Genomic DNA, 15,036 nt, shown 5'->3' on the forward strand with positions numbered 1-15,036 from the left:
CCGGTGGTGAGCGCCAACCCCGACGCCGAGCCGCGCACGACCAGCGGCCACATGACGATCTGGGAGCACATCGCCGAGCTCCGCTCCCGCCTCATCAAGGTCATGATCGCCGTGGGACTGGGTGCGATCCTGGGGTGGATCCTGTTCCCCTGGGTGTTCGACATCCTGCAGACGCCGTTCCGCGACCTCGTCGAGAACCGGGGTGGCCGGATCGTGGCCAACGCCCCGCTCCAGGCCTTCAGCACCCGCCTCAAGGTCGCGGGCTACCTCGGCATCGTGTTCGCCATGCCGGTCATCCTCTGGCAGCTCTGGCGCTTCGTCACGCCGGGCCTGTACCCCCACGAGAAGAAGTACGCAATCCCGTTCACGGTGACGTCGCTGGTGCTCTTCGCGCTCGGGGCGTCGCTGGCCTACTACACCTTGAACCCGGCGCTCGAGTTCCTCATCGGGGTCGGCGGCGACGACATCGAGCCGTACTACACCGTCGACAGCTACATCATGTTGATCGTCTGGATGATGATCGGCTTCGGCATCGGCTTCGAGGTCCCGGTGCTGCTCGTGGCCCTCCAGATGGTGGGCATCCTCACCCCCCGCAAGCTGCTGAGCTGGTGGCGCATCGCCATCGTGCTCAACGTCGTCGCCGCGGCGGTCATCACCCCCAGCGGCGATCCGATCACCATGATGGCGCTGGCGGTGCCGATGACCGTCCTCTACCTCATGAGCATCGGTGTGGGCGCGCTGTTCCTCCGGTTGCGGCGCCGAAAGGCCGAGCGAGCCGGCACCGCGGCGTGACCACCCCGACCGGGCGGGCCTTCTCGCTCGACCCCTTCCAGATCGAGGCCATCGCCGCCATCGACGACGGCCGATCGGTGCTGGTCAGCGCCCCCACCGGTTCCGGCAAGACCGTCGTGGCCGAGCACGCCGTCGCCCGGACCCTCGCCGAGGGCGGGCGGGCCTTCTACACCACCCCGATCAAGGCCCTGTCGAACCAGAAGTACCACGACCTGGTCCGCCGGCACGGCGTCGACCAGGTCGGTCTGCTCACCGGCGACACCTCGGTCAACGGTGACGCCCCGGTCGTGGTGATGACGACCGAGGTGCTGCGCAACATGATCTACAGCCGGTCGTCGGCGCTCGACGGCCTGGCCTGGGTCGTCCTCGACGAGGTCCACTACCTCCAGGACACCTATCGGGGCCCGGTGTGGGAGGAGGTCATCGTGCACCTCCCCGTCGGCGTCCGCCTGGTGTGCCTGTCGGCCACCGTCTCGAACGCGACGGAGCTGGCCCACTGGATCGAGACGGTCCGTGGTCCCACGCATGTGGTGGTGGAGGAGACCCGCCCGGTCACCCTCGACAACTGGTACCTGGTCGAGGACCGGCTCCACGGCACCCTCGACCGCCTCCCGACCCTCGTCGGGGGACGAGCCAACCCCGACGGGAGCCGCTACGACGCCGAGCCGTCCCGACCCGATGCCCGTCGGGGCCGCGGACGGCCTCGCCGCCGGCATGCCACCCCCCGGCGAACCGACGTCGTCGGCCTGTTGGCCGACGACAGCCTCCTGCCCGCCATCTACTTCATCTTCTCCCGGGCCGCGTGCGACGACGCCGTCACCGCCTCCATGGCCGCCGGGCTGCGCTTCACCGACGATGCCGAACGGTCGCGGATCCGCACCATCGTCGACCGCCACGTCGCCGGGCTCTCCGACGCCGACCTGGCCGTGCTCGACCACGACCAGTGGCGCCACGCCCTCGAATGCGGGGTGGCCGCCCACCACGCCGGCATGGTGCCTCCGTTCAAGGAGGCCGTGGAGGCCTGCTTCGTGGAGGGCCTGGTCAAGGTGGTGTTCGCCACCGAGACCCTCGCCCTCGGCATCAACATGCCGGCCCGCACGGTGGTCATCGAGAAGCTCACCAAGTTCACCGGCGAACGCCACGAGTTCCTCACGCCCGGGCAGTACACCCAGCTCACCGGAAGGGCGGGGCGACGCGGCATCGACGACCACGGCCACGCCGTCGTGCTCTGGTCGCCGTTCGTCACCTTCGGCGAGGTGGCGGGCCTGGCGGCCAGCCGCAGCTTCCGCCTCACCAGTGCCTTCCGCCCGACGTACAACATGGCCGCGAACCTCGTGCGTCGCTACGGCGCCGACGAGGCCCACCGGCTGCTCAACCTCAGCTTCGCCCAGTACCAGGCCGACGCCGAGGTGGTGCGGGTGCAGCACCGGCTCCAGCGCCGCCGGGCCGACCTCGAGCGAGCGATCGAGAAGCTGCACGGGGGTGGGCTGAAGGGGGCCGCCCGCGACCGGGCCCACCGCCAGGTGGATCGCACCGAACGCGACGTCGCCCACCTCGAACACCAGGTCCGGGGTCGCACCGACACGCTGGTCGACCACTTCGACCGGGTCCTGCAGATGCTCGAGGCGTGGGGCCACCTCGACGGCTGGGCCCTGACCCGCCGCGGCGAGCAGCTGGTGCGCATCTACCACGAGACCGACCTGCTGGTCGCCGAGGCCCTCGAGGAAGGCCTCTTCGACGGCATCGACGCCCCCACCCTCGCCGGCCTCGCCTCCGGGTTCGTGTACGAGTCGCGCCAGTCCGGCCCCGATCTCGAGGCTTGGTTCCCCACCCGCGCCGTCGCCCACCGGGCCCACCAGCTCGACCAGCTCGCCGTCGAGATCGGTCGCGACGAGGCCCAGCTGGGCCTGCCCGTCACCCGCACCCCGGACTGGGGCTTCTTCGCCCTCGCCCACGCCTGGGCGGCGGGCGACGACCTGGTCCACGTGCTCGGCGAGGACGAGCTGTCGGGGGGCGACTTCGTCCGCACCATCCGCCAGCTGCTCGACCTCCTACGCCAGTTGGGGGAGGCCGCCGCCGACCCCACGACCGCGGCGACGGCGCGGTCCGCCGCCGACCTCGTCCACCGCGGTGTGGTGGCCGCCTCGTCGGCGATCACCACCGGTGACGACACCGACGACGCCACGGGGGGAGGCGACGACGAGACCGCCGGCGCCCCCGACCGGGGGGTCGACGGGGTGGCCGAGGACACCGGCCGATGACCATCCGCAAGGGCGAGGCGTGGGGCGCCCCTGGGGCTCTGCCGGCCGACGGGGTCCTGGTGCACAGCGACGCCCAGGCACGCGAGGTGGTGACGGAGGCGCGACGTCGCGGTGACCCGATCCCCACCCTGGGCCTGCTCGGCGGCGACCTCTGTCGCACCCTGGGCGGCAAGGGCGACGTCGAGCGCCTGCGATCGGCGGACGCCATGACCTTCCCCGTCGACCTCGGCGCCGCCCTGGTCGACGGCCACCTCCACTGGTTCGTGGCCCACCTCGTCGCTCGCCGCTCGTGGTGGTTCGGGCGGGTGATCGCCGTGATGAACGCCCAGTGGCACGGCCGCTGGGATCTCGGCCCCCGTTCCCACCCCGACGACGGACTGCTCGACATCACCGACGCCACCATGGCCCTCGGAGACCGGTGGAAGGCGTGGCGGAGGCTTCCCACGGGGACACACCTGCCGCACCCCTCGCTGCGAACGACGCGCACCGCGGCCGCCACCTTCGATCTCGAGCCCGCCCTCACGGTGCACCTCGACGGTCGAGCCGTCGGACGGGCCCGCACCCTGGCGGTGAGGATCGAGCCCGATGCCCTCACCGTCGTCGTGTGACCCGCCGCCCGGTCCGGACGGGCCGCCTGGGGCGTCGGTCAGAGCGGGAGGTAGCGTCAGGGCGATGGACGTGCGTGAGCTGAAGGACCAGGTGTGCGCCGAGATCGATCGGCGGGCCGGCCAGCTGATCGGGGTCTCCCACGACATCCACGCCCACCCCGAGGAGAACTTCGAGGAGCACCACGCCCACGACCTGCTGACCACGGTGCTCGAGGAGGCCGGCCTCGACACCACCCGTGCGGCCTACGGCCTCGAGACCGCCTTCGACGCCCGCCGCGGCGAGGGCGGGCCCACCGTGGCGGTGATGCTCGAGTACGACGCCCTGCCCGGCCTGGGCCACGCCTGCGGGCACAACATCATCGCCGCCGCCGGCCTCGGCGCAGGGTTGGCCGCGGCCACGGTGGCCGAGCGCCTCGGCGGGTCCCTCCGGGTGCTCGGCACCCCGGCCGAGGAGGGAGGGGGCGGCAAGGTGCTGATGACGGCCGCCGGCGCCCTCGACGGCGTCGACGCCGCCTTGATGGTCCATCCCGCCGACCACGACCTGCGCCAGATGACCACCATCGCCATCCAGCGCCTGCGCGTGGCCTACGCCGGTGAGGCCGCACACGCCGCGGCCTTCCCGTGGAACGGCCGCAACGCCCTCGACGCAGCCGTGCTCGGCTACAACGCGGTCGCCGCGCTGCGCCAGCACATCCGGCCCGACGAGCGCATCCATGGCGTCTTCACCGACGGTGGCGACAAGCCCAACATCGTGCCGGCCCACGCCGCCATGCTCTGGTACGTGCGCTCGGGCACCCTGGAGCGCCTCCAACCGCTCAAGAGCAGGGTGCTCGACGCCCTGCGCAGCGGGGCCATGGCCACCGGTTGTGACGTCACCCACGAGTGGCTCGAGCCGGCGTACGCCGAGCTGCGCAGCAACACGCGTCTCGAGGACCTCTACGCCGCCAACTCCGCCCACCTGGGCCGACTGTTGCTCGACCCGGAGGAGGGCCTGCAGGTGTGCGGCAGCACCGACATGGGCAACGTCTCCCAGGAGGTGCCGAGCATCCACCCGATGATCGCCGTGGCCCCCGAGGGCGTGAGCATCCACACCCCCGAGTTCGCCCACTTCGCGGCGGGTCCCGAGGGCGATGCGGCCGTGCTCGACGGCGCCAAGGCCATGGCCATGACCATCGTCGACCTCTGGGCTCGTCCCGGGATCCTCACCGAGGACGGCCCCGCAAGCCGTGACGATGGCCCCCGCTAGGGTCCGCGGCCAGACCTCGGGCACGCCGTACGCTCGCCGCCCGTGAGCCTCTACGTCGCCGAGGAGTTCACCGCGGAGGAGGCGGACGTCCTCCGGCGGTACTTCACCAACCTGTACGACCCCGTGTTCGCCCTCGTGAACCTGCCCGAGGTCGTCAAGGGAGCGCTGTTCGCCCGCTACTCGCGCTCACCGAAGAGCCTGCGACGTCTGTTCCTCGACGAGTTCGTGGGCGAGCTGGACATCACCGGAGACGCCTCGATCGACGCCACCGTGGGCCTCCGGCGGGCCGAGGAGCTCTACGACCGCGTCTTCTTCGAGTACGGCGACGACTCCGTCGCCCAGCTCGGTGGCGTGCACCTGGCCTGCGAGCAGGCCTCGAACCTGTTGACCAAGGTGCTCGAGTGGGGACGCCTCATGTCCTACCTCGAGCAGTCCACCCGCTACATCGCCTACGACAGCCGCATCGGGGGCCGCTACCGCTACCACCGGCCGGCCGGCGTGATGCAGTCCCGGCAGGCCACTCGCTACATCGGCGACATGGACCGGATGTTCGACACCTATGCCGAGCTGTTGCCGGTGGTGGTCGACCACCTGCGCGACACCGTGCCCAAGGACCCGGCCGACAGCGACTTCGTCTACCGCCAGGCGATCCGGGCCAAGGCGTTCGACTCCCTCCGAGGCCTGCTGCCCGCCTCCTCGCTGTCCAACGTCGGCATCTACGGCACCGGTCAGGGCTACGAGCAGCTGCTGTTGCGCATGCGGTCCCATCCGCTGCCCGAGGCCCGCCACTACGCCGACCTCATGCTCACCGAGCTGCGCAAGGTCATCCCGTCGTTCCTCAAGCGGGTCGACCTCGACGACCGGGGGGTGGCGTGGAGCCGATACCTGGAGTCCAGCCGGGAGCAGATGGAGGACCTCGCCGATCGATTGTTCCCCGCCGGCACCGACCTGGAGCCGGCTCCGGTCGTCACCCTCGTCGACTTCGACCCCGACGCCGAGGTCAAGCTCGTCGCCAGTGCCCTCTATCCGTTCGTCTCGCTGCCCGAGAGCCAGATAGAGGCCCGGGTGCGGGCCATGGGGGCCGACGAGCGCCTGGCCGTCCTGAGGGCCTACGAGGGCGACCGGGCCAACCGGCGCCACAAGCCGGGCCGAGCGCTCGAGCGTCCGACGTACCGTTTCGACGTCCTGGCCGACTACGGGGCGTTCCGCGACCTGCAGCGCCATCGGATGCTCACCATCGAGTGGCAGGCCCTGACCCCCCGTCACGGCTACACGCGACCCGAGGCCGTCGACACCGCCGGGGTGGGGGCGCGCTTCGACGACGCCATGGACCGCTCCGCCGCCCTCTACGACGCCCTGGTCCCCGACGTCCCGTCCGAGGCCTCCTACGCCGTCGCCCTGGCCTACAAGGTCCGGTTCGTCATGCAGATGAACGCTCGCGAGGCGATGCACCTCATCGAGCTGCGCACCACCCCCCAGGGGCACCCCGCCTACCGCCTGGTGGGCCAGGAGATGCACCGCCTGATCGAAGAACAGGCCGGTCACAGCGCCGTCGCCGAGATGATGCGCTTCGTCGACCACTCCGCCGAAGCCGAGCTCGAACGGCTGCACGCCGAGCGCCGAGCCGAGGCTCGCCGAGAAACCTCCTGACCCTCGCGCGGCACCGGCGAGAACCTCGGGTAGAAACCAAGGGGCCGGATCTGCCTATCATCCGCCGCACCAACCCCCCTTCGCCGTGTGCGGGAACACCGGCGACCCGATGCCGAGGACGAGATGGCTGACGACGACGTGATCGACGACGAGGACCTGGACGACGAGGAGCTCGAGGGCGACGACCTCGAGACCGACGAGGACCTCGGCGACGACCTCGAGACCGACGAGGTCGTCGAGACCGACGACTCGGAGGGTTCCGACGACACCGACGAGAGCAAAGAGGACGACGACGCACCGGCCAAGGCGAAGGCCAAGCGCGAGGACGACGACGACGAGGACGAAGAGGTCGATCCCGACGACGTCGAAGCCGACCTCGACGAGATCTTGAAGGTGCGCATCGCGGCGGCCGAGGACGACGACGACGAGGACGAAGAGGCCGCCCCCGAACCTCGTCCGACCGGCGACGTCGCCGAAGGCGTCACGCCTCGCAAGGCCCACGAGTTCACGTGCACCGGCTGCTTCTTGGTGGTCAACCCGAGCCAGTTCGGTCCGCCCTCCAGCATGACCTGTCCGGTCGGGGAGGCCGACTGCCCGGCGATCGAGCGACTCCAGCGAGAGATGGTGAGCTGATCCATGGCCGACGAGCGCCGCGACGACGACACCCCCCGTTCCCCGGTCGATCAGGTCGTCGACTACTGCGTGCTCGCTCCTCTCGGGTTCGCGCTCGAGGCCCGCTCACTGCTGCCCACCTTCATCGAGCGGGGCCGCTCCCAGGTGGGCGTGGCCAAGATGGTCGGAGAGTTCGCGGTGAAGTGGGGGAGCACCCGGGTCGAGTCGGCGGTGGTCGACGCCCAGGAGCAGGCGATGGGCCTGCTCCGCCTCACCGGCCTGGCCCCGCTCGACGAGCGCGAGCGGGGCCACGACGACGCACGGGCGCGGTCCGAGCCCGCCGATGCCGACGATCGACCCCCCCTCGAACCGGGCTCGATCGGGACCGTCTCGGTGGCCCCCTCCGACGCTCACCCGGTCGAGGCCGGCGTGGTCGACGAGGGGGGACCGTCGATCGAGGTCGACTCGTTGGCCATCCCCGACTACGACAACCTGTCGGCGTCGCAGGTCCTGCCCCGCCTCGACGGCCTCGAACCGAGCGAGCTCGAGGCAGTGGGGCGCTACGAGCGGGACCATCGCGGGCGCAAGACGATCCTCAACCGGGTGGCTCAACTCGAACACCCCGACGGCTGACACCGTGCACGCCGCCCGCCAGGCCACTCGTCACGACCTCGGGGTGCTGGTGGCCCTCGCCGAGGCCGCCGTCGGCGAGCTCGCCCCCCTGCGCGGCGGCGACACGTGGGCCCGCACGGTCGGGCGCCGACCGCCCCTCGAGCCGCCCCTGTCGACGGCCCTCGACGATCCCGGCCATCTGGTCGTGTGCGGCACCCTCGACGGTTGCGTCGTGGGCTACGCCACCGCCCGGGTCGATGGCCTCGACGACGGTTCACGGTTGGCCACGCTCGACGACATCTACGTGCTGCCCGACGCCCGCCACGTCGGGGTCGGCGAGGCCATGATGGACCTCGTGGTCGAGTGGGCGGGTGCCGAGGGCGCCTTCGGCATCGACGCGCTGGCCCTGCCCGGCATGCGCGACACCAAGAACTTCTTCGAGCGCTTCGGTCTCGTGGCCCGGGCCATCGTCGTTCACCGACGCCTGTCGTGACGGCCCGGCCCGAGCTCAGCGTGGCCGCCGTCGTCGTGCACGACGGCATGCTGCTGGTGGTGCGCAGGGGCCACGGCCCGGCGGCGGGGGAGTGGTCCGTGCCCGGCGGTCGGGTCGAGCACGGCGAGACGCTGGCCGAGGCCGTGGTGCGCGAGGTCGCCGAGGAGACTGGGCTCGAGTGCATCTGCGGAGAGCTGCTGGGGTGGGTCGAGGTCCTCGACGACCGGGCCGAGGGACACCACCACGTGATCCTCGACTTCGTGGCGACGGTGCTCGACCACAGGGAACCACGGGCGGGCGACGACGCCGCCGAGGCGGCGTGGGTGCCACTCGGCGACGTCGCCCAGCTCAACCTGGTCGACGGCCTCGCCGAGTTCCTCCACGACAACGGGGTCCTCGACACGATCGTGTGACGAGGACCGTGGGCCCGACGCGCCCGGCCCCGGCTCGCAGAGCCGGGGCCGTCGCGGGTGGGGTCGCCGTGGTGTCGTCGACCCTCAGCGGCCCTTCCACTCGGGTGGGCGCTTCTCGATGAACGCCTCGAGGCCCTCCTTGGTGTCCTCGGAGCCCAGGACACGTCCGAAGGCGTCACCCGTGGCCTTCTTGATGGTGGCCTCGTCCTCCCAGTCGGCCATCAGGACCAGGTCGCGGCTCTCCCACACCGACAGCGGGGCGTTGGCGGCGATGGTCTCGGCCATGGCCATGGCGCCCTCGAGAGCCTGACCGGGCTCGGTCACCCGGTTGACCATGCCCAGCTGGTAGGCCCGCTCGGCGGTGAGGTTCTCGGCGGTGAGGGCCACCTCGAGGGCCACGTTCTTGCCGACCAGCTTGGGGAGGCGGTAGAGGCCGCCACCGGCTGCCACCAGGTTGCGCTTCACCTCGGCGAGCCCGAAGGCGGCCTGGGTGGACGCCACGATCATGTCGCACGCCAGCGCGATCTCACATCCGCCGGCAGTGGCCAGCCCGTCGATGGCGGCGATGATCGGCTTGCGGCGCTGCCGGTCCACGATGCCGCCGAACCCTCCCTTGGCGGTGGCCAGCTCGGCGGCCTTGCCGCTGTTGATGGCCTTCAGATCGGCGCCGGCGCAGAAGACCGGCCCGTTGGCGGCCAGGACGGCGACCCAGACGTCGGGGTCGGCCTCGAGCGTGTCGAGGTGAGCGTCCATCGCCTGGGCCACATCACCGTTGATGGCGTTGCGGGCTTCAGGGCGGTTCAGGGTGAGCAGGGCGACGTGGCCCCGCACTTCGTAGTCAACCATGGGGCCGACCTTAGCCAGGGCTGAACGAGCGGGGCGTACGACGAAGACCGCATCGACCGCCTCGTCGACCAGCGAAGGTAGGATCGCCCCACACCCATGACGAGCTCCGCATCCTCCCGGCGGCCCCTCGAGTGCCCCTACTGCAACGACTGCGAGGTCGAGCGCCTCTTCCTCGCCTCGTTCGGCCTCGACTCCTGCCAGTGCGGCTCGTGCGGCGCCCGTTGGGACCAGGACGCTCGCAGCGGCCAGTACCGCGGCCGGGCCAGCCGCACGTGGATCTGACGACGTGACCGAGGTCCTCACGGGACGCGACCTGGTCGTGTTCGACCTCGACGGGACCCTGCTCGACTCCGACGCCGCCCTGCTGGCCCCGTTCGCCGAGATGGGGGTCGATCTCAGCGACGTGCGCATGGGATCGGTGGTGGGCGCGGAGTGCGAGCGGCTGGGTGTCTCCGTCGACGAGTACGTGGCCCGCTACGACACCGAGGTGGTGCAGCCGTTCGCCGGTGTCGAGGACGTGCTGGCCTGCGTGCCGCGGTGGGCGGTGTGCTCCAACAAGCACCCGATCTCCGGGCGGGCCGAACTGGCCCGCCTCGGCTGGCAGCCCGAGGTGGCCATGTTCACCGACGCCTTCGCCGGCGCCCCCAAGGAGGTGGGCCCGGTGCTCGATCGCCTCGGAGTCGACGCCGACCGGGCCGTCTTCGTGGGCGACACCTCCCACGACCGGGCCACGGCGTCGCGGGCCGGGGTCCCGTTCGTCCTCGCCGGCTGGAACCCCCGGGCCCAACCCGGCCCCGGGGACATCGTGGCGCGGCGCCCCGAAGAGCTGCTGGTCGTGCTCGGACTCGACGCCGTCTAACGCAGCCGGCTCACGCCGGGTGGGTCACTCGCCGGTGGTCGTGTCCGGCCCGGGCTCGGGGGCGGTCTCCGCGGCAGGCTCGGCCGCGGTCTCCGCGGCAGGCTCGGCCGCGGTCTCCGCGGCAGGCTCGGCCGCGGTCTCCGCGGCAGGCTCGGCCGCGGTCTCCGCGGCAGGCTCGGCAGCGGTCTCCGCGGCAGGCTCGGAGGCAGTGGGAGGCACGGACGGCGACGAGTCGCCTTCGGCCGGCGCCGCCCCGGCGCCGAGGGTCCCTGCGGGCTGCTCGCCGGCATCGAGCGTGCCGGCCGGCTGCTCGCCGGCATCGAGGCTCGCCGGCGCCGCCGCACCGGGCTCGAGGCTGGGCGGCGCGTCCGAGGGCGCCGGGGGAGCGGTGGCACCCTCCGCCGGAGCCTGGTCGGGAGCCACGGGGCGATCCTCGACGGGAGCCTCCGGGGCGGCCCCCGCGGCCGGGGCGGGCGGAGGCGGCTTGCGAGGCCCGCCCTTGCCCTTGGCCCGGGGCCGTCCGGGACGGGCCGACTTCGGCGCCTGGGGCGGCGCCTCGACACCGAACTGGGCGGCGATCTGCGGCACCCGCGACGCCGCCTTCTTGACGGCGGCGAGGAGCTCGTCGGTGGGCTCGGCGGGGACGGCCTGGGCCGTCACCTGGGATCGCACCGGCGAGTAGGCCACCGCATCGATGACCGTGGCGAAGCGGTCGGGACCGGTCTCGGCGGTCATCGACGTCCCCGCGGCCTCCACCAGGCGGGTGGCCAGCTCGGCGGGGAAGGGGGCGCCGGCCTTGGGCGGTCGCGAGCTCAGTCGCAGCGCCCGCACGGAGCGGCCCTCGCGCAACATCTCGTCGATCTCGGCCAACCAGGCGGCGTGTTCGGCATCGACCCGCTCGGTGAGGGCGGTGCGGAGCTGCTCGGCGAGCTGACGGCTCTCCTCGTCACGGGCCCCCGCATCGGCGGCCACGACCACGGAGCGCAGGTCGCGCAGGTCGAGCTCGGCCACCTCGGCCAGGGCCGCCTCGGCCTTGTCGCGCCACTCGGCGGCGCGCAGGGCGGGCATCAGGTCCTCGGCCATGGCCAGCAGGGGAGAAGCGCTGATCTCGGGCTTGCCCTCGGCGATGTTGGTCTCGTTCTGCTTCTCGACGGCCTGGCGCACGGCCGGGATGCCACCCCGGAGCACCTGCTCGGCGACGGGCCGCTGCTCCTCGGGAAGGGCGGCCAACGCCTCGTTGCGATGCACCCGGCCGGCCCGGAGCCGCTTGGGCTTGGGCTTGGGCTCGGGAGCCGGACGCTCGGGGCGGGGACGATCGCTGCGTCCGCCGCGCTCACGCCGTTCGCCGCTGCGGTCGCCGCGGTCCCCTCGACTGCGCTCGCCCTCGGGGCGGTCGCGCCGACCGCGACCCTCGCGTCGATCACCGTCGCGGCCTCGCCGCTCGCCGCGCCCCTTGGGGGCGAGGGTGGTGGTGACCAGCTGCTCGTCGCGCCGGGGCGGGCCGAGGATCTCGAGGCGCTCGGGCTCCTTGCGGGCCCCCTTGGGCGGGAGCACGGCCGTGATCACGATGCCGTCGATCAAGAAGTCGGCATCGGCGCGCACGACGTCGCCGACCTTGGCGCCGTCGTAGAGCAGGGTGCCGTCGAGATCCCCCTTGGGCTGCTTGGCCCCGGCGGCACGCCAGGTCCAGGTGCCGTCGTCACGGGTGCTGGTGAGCTCGACTTCGATCCTGCGAGACATAGGTCTGACACGCTACCGCAGCCGACCGCAGCGCTCGACCGCTCGCCCCGGTGACCCGAGCCCCGCACCCTATGCTCGTCGGGCGATGAGCACCCCCGACGGCGAGACGCCCGAGTTCGACCAGCGACCCTTCAGCGCGCCGGCCGGCGCCACCGAGGTGCTGCTGGTGCGCCATGGCCAGTCGGCACCGTTCCGCCCCGGTGCGCCGTTCGCCCTGGTCGACGGACAGGGAGACCCGCCGCTGTCGGACTTCGGCCGGTGGCAGGCCGATCGGATCGCCGAGCGCCTCGCCGGCGAGTCCGTCGACGCCGTGTACGTCACCACCCTGCGGCGCACGGTGGAGACCATCGCCCCGCTGGTCGATCGCGTCGGCGTCGAGGCCCGGGTCGAGCCCGATCTGCGCGAGGTCCACCTCGGGGAGTGGGAGGGAGGCCTGTTCCGCCAGAAGGTGGCCGAAGGCCACCCGGCCCTGGCCCGGATGGACCGTGACCAGGACTGGGGGGCCATCCCGGGGGCCGAGCCGGTGGCCGCGCTGCGGGCCCGGGTACGGGGCGCCATCGAGCGGATCCACGCAGCCCACCCCGACCAGCGGGTGGTGGCCGTGAGCCATGGCGGGGCCATCGGCGCGGTGCTGGCGGAGGCCAGCGGGTCGCGGTCGCTGGCCTTCTCGGGCGCCGACAACGCGTCGATCAGCCACCTGGTCATCCTCGGCGACCGCTGGATCGTGCGGCGCTTCAACGACACCGGCCATCTGGCCGGAGAGCTCTCGACCCGTCCCGACCAGCTCACCTGACCCACCGACCCCACCCGTGGCTGTCGGGTCAGCGCGTCGGGGGGGCGTCCACACCCCGCCAGGTTGCGGATTCTCGAGGTGCACGGGGCACGATCCGGACGACGACCGATCCCTCCGGAGTGCCGATAATCCTCGTTATGTCTAGTTATCCCGGTCAGTGCCCGGGTGGCGCCGCCGCCGACCTGACCGGCGCCGACATCGGCTCACCACCCCACCACGAACGGGTCATCACGCTGCGCCCCTCACGCCGCGAGCGCACTGGCTCCTGACGCCGTGCCTCGGCCGGATGCGAGACCAGGCCGAGACATCCGTCGCCGAGGGGCCCCGCCCCGCCGACCACGGCTGGGGGCCGAGGCCGGTGGGTGCCCGTGGACGCCCGCGACAGCCCACCGCAGGACCGCCTCGCCGGGGCGCTCGAGCACAGACCGGCTCCTCCGCCCGAGGGCACCACAATCCGGCCATAACGTCACCTGACGCAATGACCGCAGCTGGTGGCGCGCCCCCCGTGGTGTGGGCGCGGCACCGCTCAGCGATCCCGTCGCTAGGTTGACCCCATGCACCCCGGCCGATCACGCCGGCCGGGCCGAGCGCCCCGGCCCACACCTCGGTGGTCGGCGCTGGTGGTGGCCGGGCTCGCCGTCGTCGCCGCGTGCGCCGGCCCCGCCCAACCCACCGCGGTGGCCCCCACCAGCCAGGTGACCACCGCCAGCACCACGACCACGACCACGGGCCCCCGTGCCCCTCTCGAGGCCAGCGCGGCCGTCGCCGACGCCGTCACCGAGGCGGCCGAGGCCAACGGCCTGGTGCGCTGGCCGTCAGGGCGCCTCACGGTCACGGTCAGGGGCTCCATCACCCCCCGGGACTCCGAGATCCTCTCCGCCGCCGCCGCCGAGCTCGGCGCGGCCGCCGACCTCGTGCTCGAGGTGGGCTCGCACCCCGATCCCGACATCGACGTGCTGTTCGCACCACGGCCGGAGTGGCCCGCAGACCTCCAGGAGATCACCGATCACGTCCTCGGCGTCACCCGATCCACGTGGACGGGCGACGGCCTGCTCACCGAGGTCCGGGTGGCGATCGACTCCAGCATCGGCCAGGCCGCCCGCAACGAGACCATCGTCCACGAGCTCGTGCACGCACTGGGGATCGGCCACGTCGCCTGCCCGACCTCCATCGTCCACGGCGGCGGCGAGGGTGCCCCTGGTTGGTCGCTGTCGCCCCTCGACCGTGACCTCGTGCGCACCTGGTACGCGCCCGAGCTGTCCCCCGGCGATGACGCCGCCGCCGTCCGAGCCGACCTGGTGGTCGTGACGGGCGGACCCGAGTGCGAGGCGCCCGGCCTCGAGGCGGCCGAGACCCCCGAGGGCACCCTGTGGTGCGAGCTCACCGAGGGCGCCAGCCGACCGTGCGTCGTGGTCGACGGCCTGGGCGCCGAACCGGCTGTGCCGTTCGGCGCCGCCGCCGAGTGGTGGGTGATGGACGGCATCGTCTTCGATCACGATCCCGACCGGTACGAGGCGTTCGTCTTCGAAGGCCGCCGCCTGCTGTGCGAGCGCACGCTCGAGGGACGCTGGCCGTGCCAGTTCACCGAGGGGCCGGGCCCGTTGACCGGCGTCGACGCCTGGACCGACGGCGACCTCGTCTACGACGCCCCCTGAGCGATCGCACCCGGTGGTCGGACGTCGGGATCCTCGGCCCCGGTGCGGGGCTCGATCCACACCTCGGCGAGCGGTCGGGCGTTCTCCTGCAGCCAGGCCAGGGCTTCGGCCACCTCCCGCGGGTCCGAGGATCGCTCGAGGTCGCGCTCGACGTCCTCGAGCGCGGCCTGCAGGCAGTACAGCCGGCCCTGGAGGTCCTCGAGCCGTTCACGATCGACGATGACGTCGGCGTCGCCGAGGCCGTGGGCCCCGGCGAGCTTGCGGGCCAGGTACGCCTGCTGGCGACACCCGGCCCGGCAGTAGCGCCGCGGACGCCCCGCACCGCGGCGCTCGGGCAGGTTGCGGCCGCACCAACGGCACCGCCGCGCCGGATCGCTCCCCTGTCGGCCGGGACCCGGCCCCGCGCTGGATTCCGTCACCTGACGCAATCTAGCGGCGGGGTCGGGTCCCGTGGGT

Annotated in this window: 17 protein-coding genes; 14 read left to right on the forward strand and 3 right to left on the reverse strand. The window is 72.6% G+C overall.

Translation table 11 applies throughout. The annotated features are described in order from the left end of the window. The first annotated feature begins 6 nt into the window (after positions 1 to 6). The 9 genes from tatC (at position 7) to LUW87_RS04390 (ending at position 8,687) form a co-directional block, all read left to right on the forward strand. Positions 7 to 792 carry a twin-arginine translocase subunit TatC gene (gene tatC, locus LUW87_RS04350; protein WP_232669851.1) on the forward strand — a complete coding sequence of 262 codons (786 nt, stop codon included), beginning with the start codon at positions 7 to 9 and terminating at the stop codon, positions 790 to 792. Next, positions 789 to 3,053: a DEAD/DEAH box helicase gene (locus LUW87_RS19075; RefSeq protein ID WP_232669852.1), complete on the forward strand. Its 2,265-nt coding sequence runs from the start codon at positions 789 to 791 to the stop codon at positions 3,051 to 3,053. Before tatC ends, LUW87_RS19075 begins: the two co-directional genes overlap by 4 nt. After that, positions 3,050 to 3,661 carry a diacylglycerol/lipid kinase family protein gene (locus LUW87_RS04360; protein ID WP_232669853.1) on the forward strand — a complete coding sequence of 204 codons (612 nt, stop codon included), beginning with the start codon at positions 3,050 to 3,052 and terminating at the stop codon, positions 3,659 to 3,661. Before LUW87_RS19075 ends, LUW87_RS04360 begins: the two co-directional genes overlap by 4 nt. Before the next feature lie 64 nt (positions 3,662 to 3,725). After that, positions 3,726 to 4,907, forward strand: a complete 1,182-nt coding sequence (locus LUW87_RS04365) for a M20 family metallopeptidase (RefSeq protein ID WP_232669854.1) — start codon at positions 3,726 to 3,728, stop codon at positions 4,905 to 4,907. 42 nt (positions 4,908 to 4,949) lie between these two features. Beyond that, complete coding sequence (locus LUW87_RS04370; protein WP_232669855.1) at positions 4,950 to 6,557, forward strand: FAD-dependent thymidylate synthase; 1,608 nt, start codon at positions 4,950 to 4,952, stop codon at positions 6,555 to 6,557. 123 nt (positions 6,558 to 6,680) lie between these two features. Beyond that, entirely contained in the window at positions 6,681 to 7,190 is a 510-nt protein-coding gene (locus tag LUW87_RS04375; RefSeq protein WP_232669856.1) for a hypothetical protein, read from the forward strand. Positions 7,191 to 7,193: 3 nt separating this feature from the next. Continuing rightward, on the forward strand, positions 7,194 to 7,802 hold the full coding sequence (locus tag LUW87_RS04380) for a hypothetical protein (RefSeq protein WP_232669857.1): 609 nt from the start codon (positions 7,194 to 7,196) through the stop codon (positions 7,800 to 7,802). 4 nt (positions 7,803 to 7,806) lie between these two features. Further along, a complete protein-coding gene (locus LUW87_RS18245; RefSeq protein ID WP_232669858.1) occupies positions 7,807 to 8,274 on the forward strand; it encodes a GNAT family N-acetyltransferase in 468 nt (155 codons plus the stop codon). Then, positions 8,271 to 8,687 carry an NUDIX hydrolase gene (locus LUW87_RS04390; protein ID WP_232669859.1) on the forward strand — a complete coding sequence of 139 codons (417 nt, stop codon included), beginning with the start codon at positions 8,271 to 8,273 and terminating at the stop codon, positions 8,685 to 8,687. Before LUW87_RS18245 ends, LUW87_RS04390 begins: the two co-directional genes overlap by 4 nt. A gap of 84 nt (positions 8,688 to 8,771) precedes the next feature. Here the strand turns inward: LUW87_RS04390 and LUW87_RS04395 are convergent, their stop codons facing one another. Beyond that, a complete protein-coding gene (locus tag LUW87_RS04395) occupies positions 8,772 to 9,533 on the reverse strand; it encodes a crotonase/enoyl-CoA hydratase family protein (protein WP_232669860.1) in 762 nt (253 codons plus the stop codon). A 96-nt stretch (positions 9,534 to 9,629) separates the two neighbouring features. On the opposite strand from LUW87_RS04395, the gene LUW87_RS04400 reads away from it, so the two are divergent. Next, a complete protein-coding gene (locus tag LUW87_RS04400) occupies positions 9,630 to 9,815 on the forward strand; it encodes a hypothetical protein (protein ID WP_232669861.1) in 186 nt (61 codons plus the stop codon). 4 nt (positions 9,816 to 9,819) lie between these two features. Further along, positions 9,820 to 10,392, forward strand: a complete 573-nt coding sequence (locus LUW87_RS04405) for an HAD family hydrolase (protein ID WP_232669862.1) — start codon at positions 9,820 to 9,822, stop codon at positions 10,390 to 10,392. Positions 10,393 to 10,416: 24 nt separating this feature from the next. Here the strand turns inward: LUW87_RS04405 and LUW87_RS04410 are convergent, their stop codons facing one another. Beyond that, positions 10,417 to 12,132: a hypothetical protein gene (locus LUW87_RS04410; protein WP_232669863.1), complete on the reverse strand. Its 1,716-nt coding sequence runs from the start codon at positions 12,130 to 12,132 to the stop codon at positions 10,417 to 10,419. An 85-nt stretch (positions 12,133 to 12,217) separates the two neighbouring features. Between LUW87_RS04410 and LUW87_RS04415 the strand changes: the two genes are divergently transcribed. The 3 genes from LUW87_RS04415 to LUW87_RS04425 all read left to right on the forward strand — a co-directional run bounded on the left by LUW87_RS04415 (position 12,218) and on the right by LUW87_RS04425 (position 14,580). Beyond that, the gene (locus LUW87_RS04415; RefSeq protein WP_232669864.1) at positions 12,218 to 12,925 is read left to right on the forward strand and encodes a histidine phosphatase family protein; all 708 of its coding nucleotides are present in this window, start codon (positions 12,218 to 12,220) and stop codon (positions 12,923 to 12,925) included. 119 nt (positions 12,926 to 13,044) lie between these two features. Further along, a complete protein-coding gene (locus LUW87_RS04420) occupies positions 13,045 to 13,194 on the forward strand; it encodes a hypothetical protein (protein WP_232669865.1) in 150 nt (49 codons plus the stop codon). Between the two features lie 285 nt (positions 13,195 to 13,479). Then, positions 13,480 to 14,580, forward strand: a complete 1,101-nt coding sequence (locus LUW87_RS04425; protein WP_232669866.1) for a hypothetical protein — start codon at positions 13,480 to 13,482, stop codon at positions 14,578 to 14,580. Here LUW87_RS04425 and LUW87_RS04430 read toward each other — a convergent pair. Then, positions 14,565 to 14,999, reverse strand: a complete 435-nt coding sequence (locus LUW87_RS04430; protein WP_232669867.1) for a hypothetical protein — start codon at positions 14,997 to 14,999, stop codon at positions 14,565 to 14,567. The two genes, LUW87_RS04425 and LUW87_RS04430, sit on opposite strands and share 16 nt — an antisense overlap. Between the last annotated feature and the right edge of the window lie 37 nt (positions 15,000 to 15,036).

This window comes from Rhabdothermincola salaria, from assembly GCF_021246445.1.
Taxonomy (GTDB): domain Bacteria; phylum Actinomycetota; class Acidimicrobiia; order Acidimicrobiales; family Acidimicrobilacustridaceae; genus Rhabdothermincola_A; species Rhabdothermincola_A salaria.

Coding starts and splice junctions, on each gene's coding strand:
- LUW87_RS04360 (WP_232669853.1), top strand. CDS start 3,050: ATGACCATCCGCAAGGGCGAGGCGTGGGGCGCCCCTGGGGCTCTGCCG.
- LUW87_RS04365 (WP_232669854.1), top strand. CDS start 3,726: ATGGACGTGCGTGAGCTGAAGGACCAGGTGTGCGCCGAGATCGATCGG.
- LUW87_RS04375 (WP_232669856.1), top strand. CDS start 6,681: ATGGCTGACGACGACGTGATCGACGACGAGGACCTGGACGACGAGGAG.
- LUW87_RS04380 (WP_232669857.1), top strand. CDS start 7,194: ATGGCCGACGAGCGCCGCGACGACGACACCCCCCGTTCCCCGGTCGAT.
- LUW87_RS04395 (WP_232669860.1), bottom strand. CDS start 9,533: ATGGTTGACTACGAAGTGCGGGGCCACGTCGCCCTGCTCACCCTGAAC.
- LUW87_RS04400 (WP_232669861.1), top strand. CDS start 9,630: ATGACGAGCTCCGCATCCTCCCGGCGGCCCCTCGAGTGCCCCTACTGC.
- LUW87_RS04410 (WP_232669863.1), bottom strand. CDS start 12,132: ATGTCTCGCAGGATCGAAGTCGAGCTCACCAGCACCCGTGACGACGGC.
- LUW87_RS04415 (WP_232669864.1), top strand. CDS start 12,218: ATGAGCACCCCCGACGGCGAGACGCCCGAGTTCGACCAGCGACCCTTC.
- LUW87_RS04425 (WP_232669866.1), top strand. CDS start 13,480: ATGCACCCCGGCCGATCACGCCGGCCGGGCCGAGCGCCCCGGCCCACA.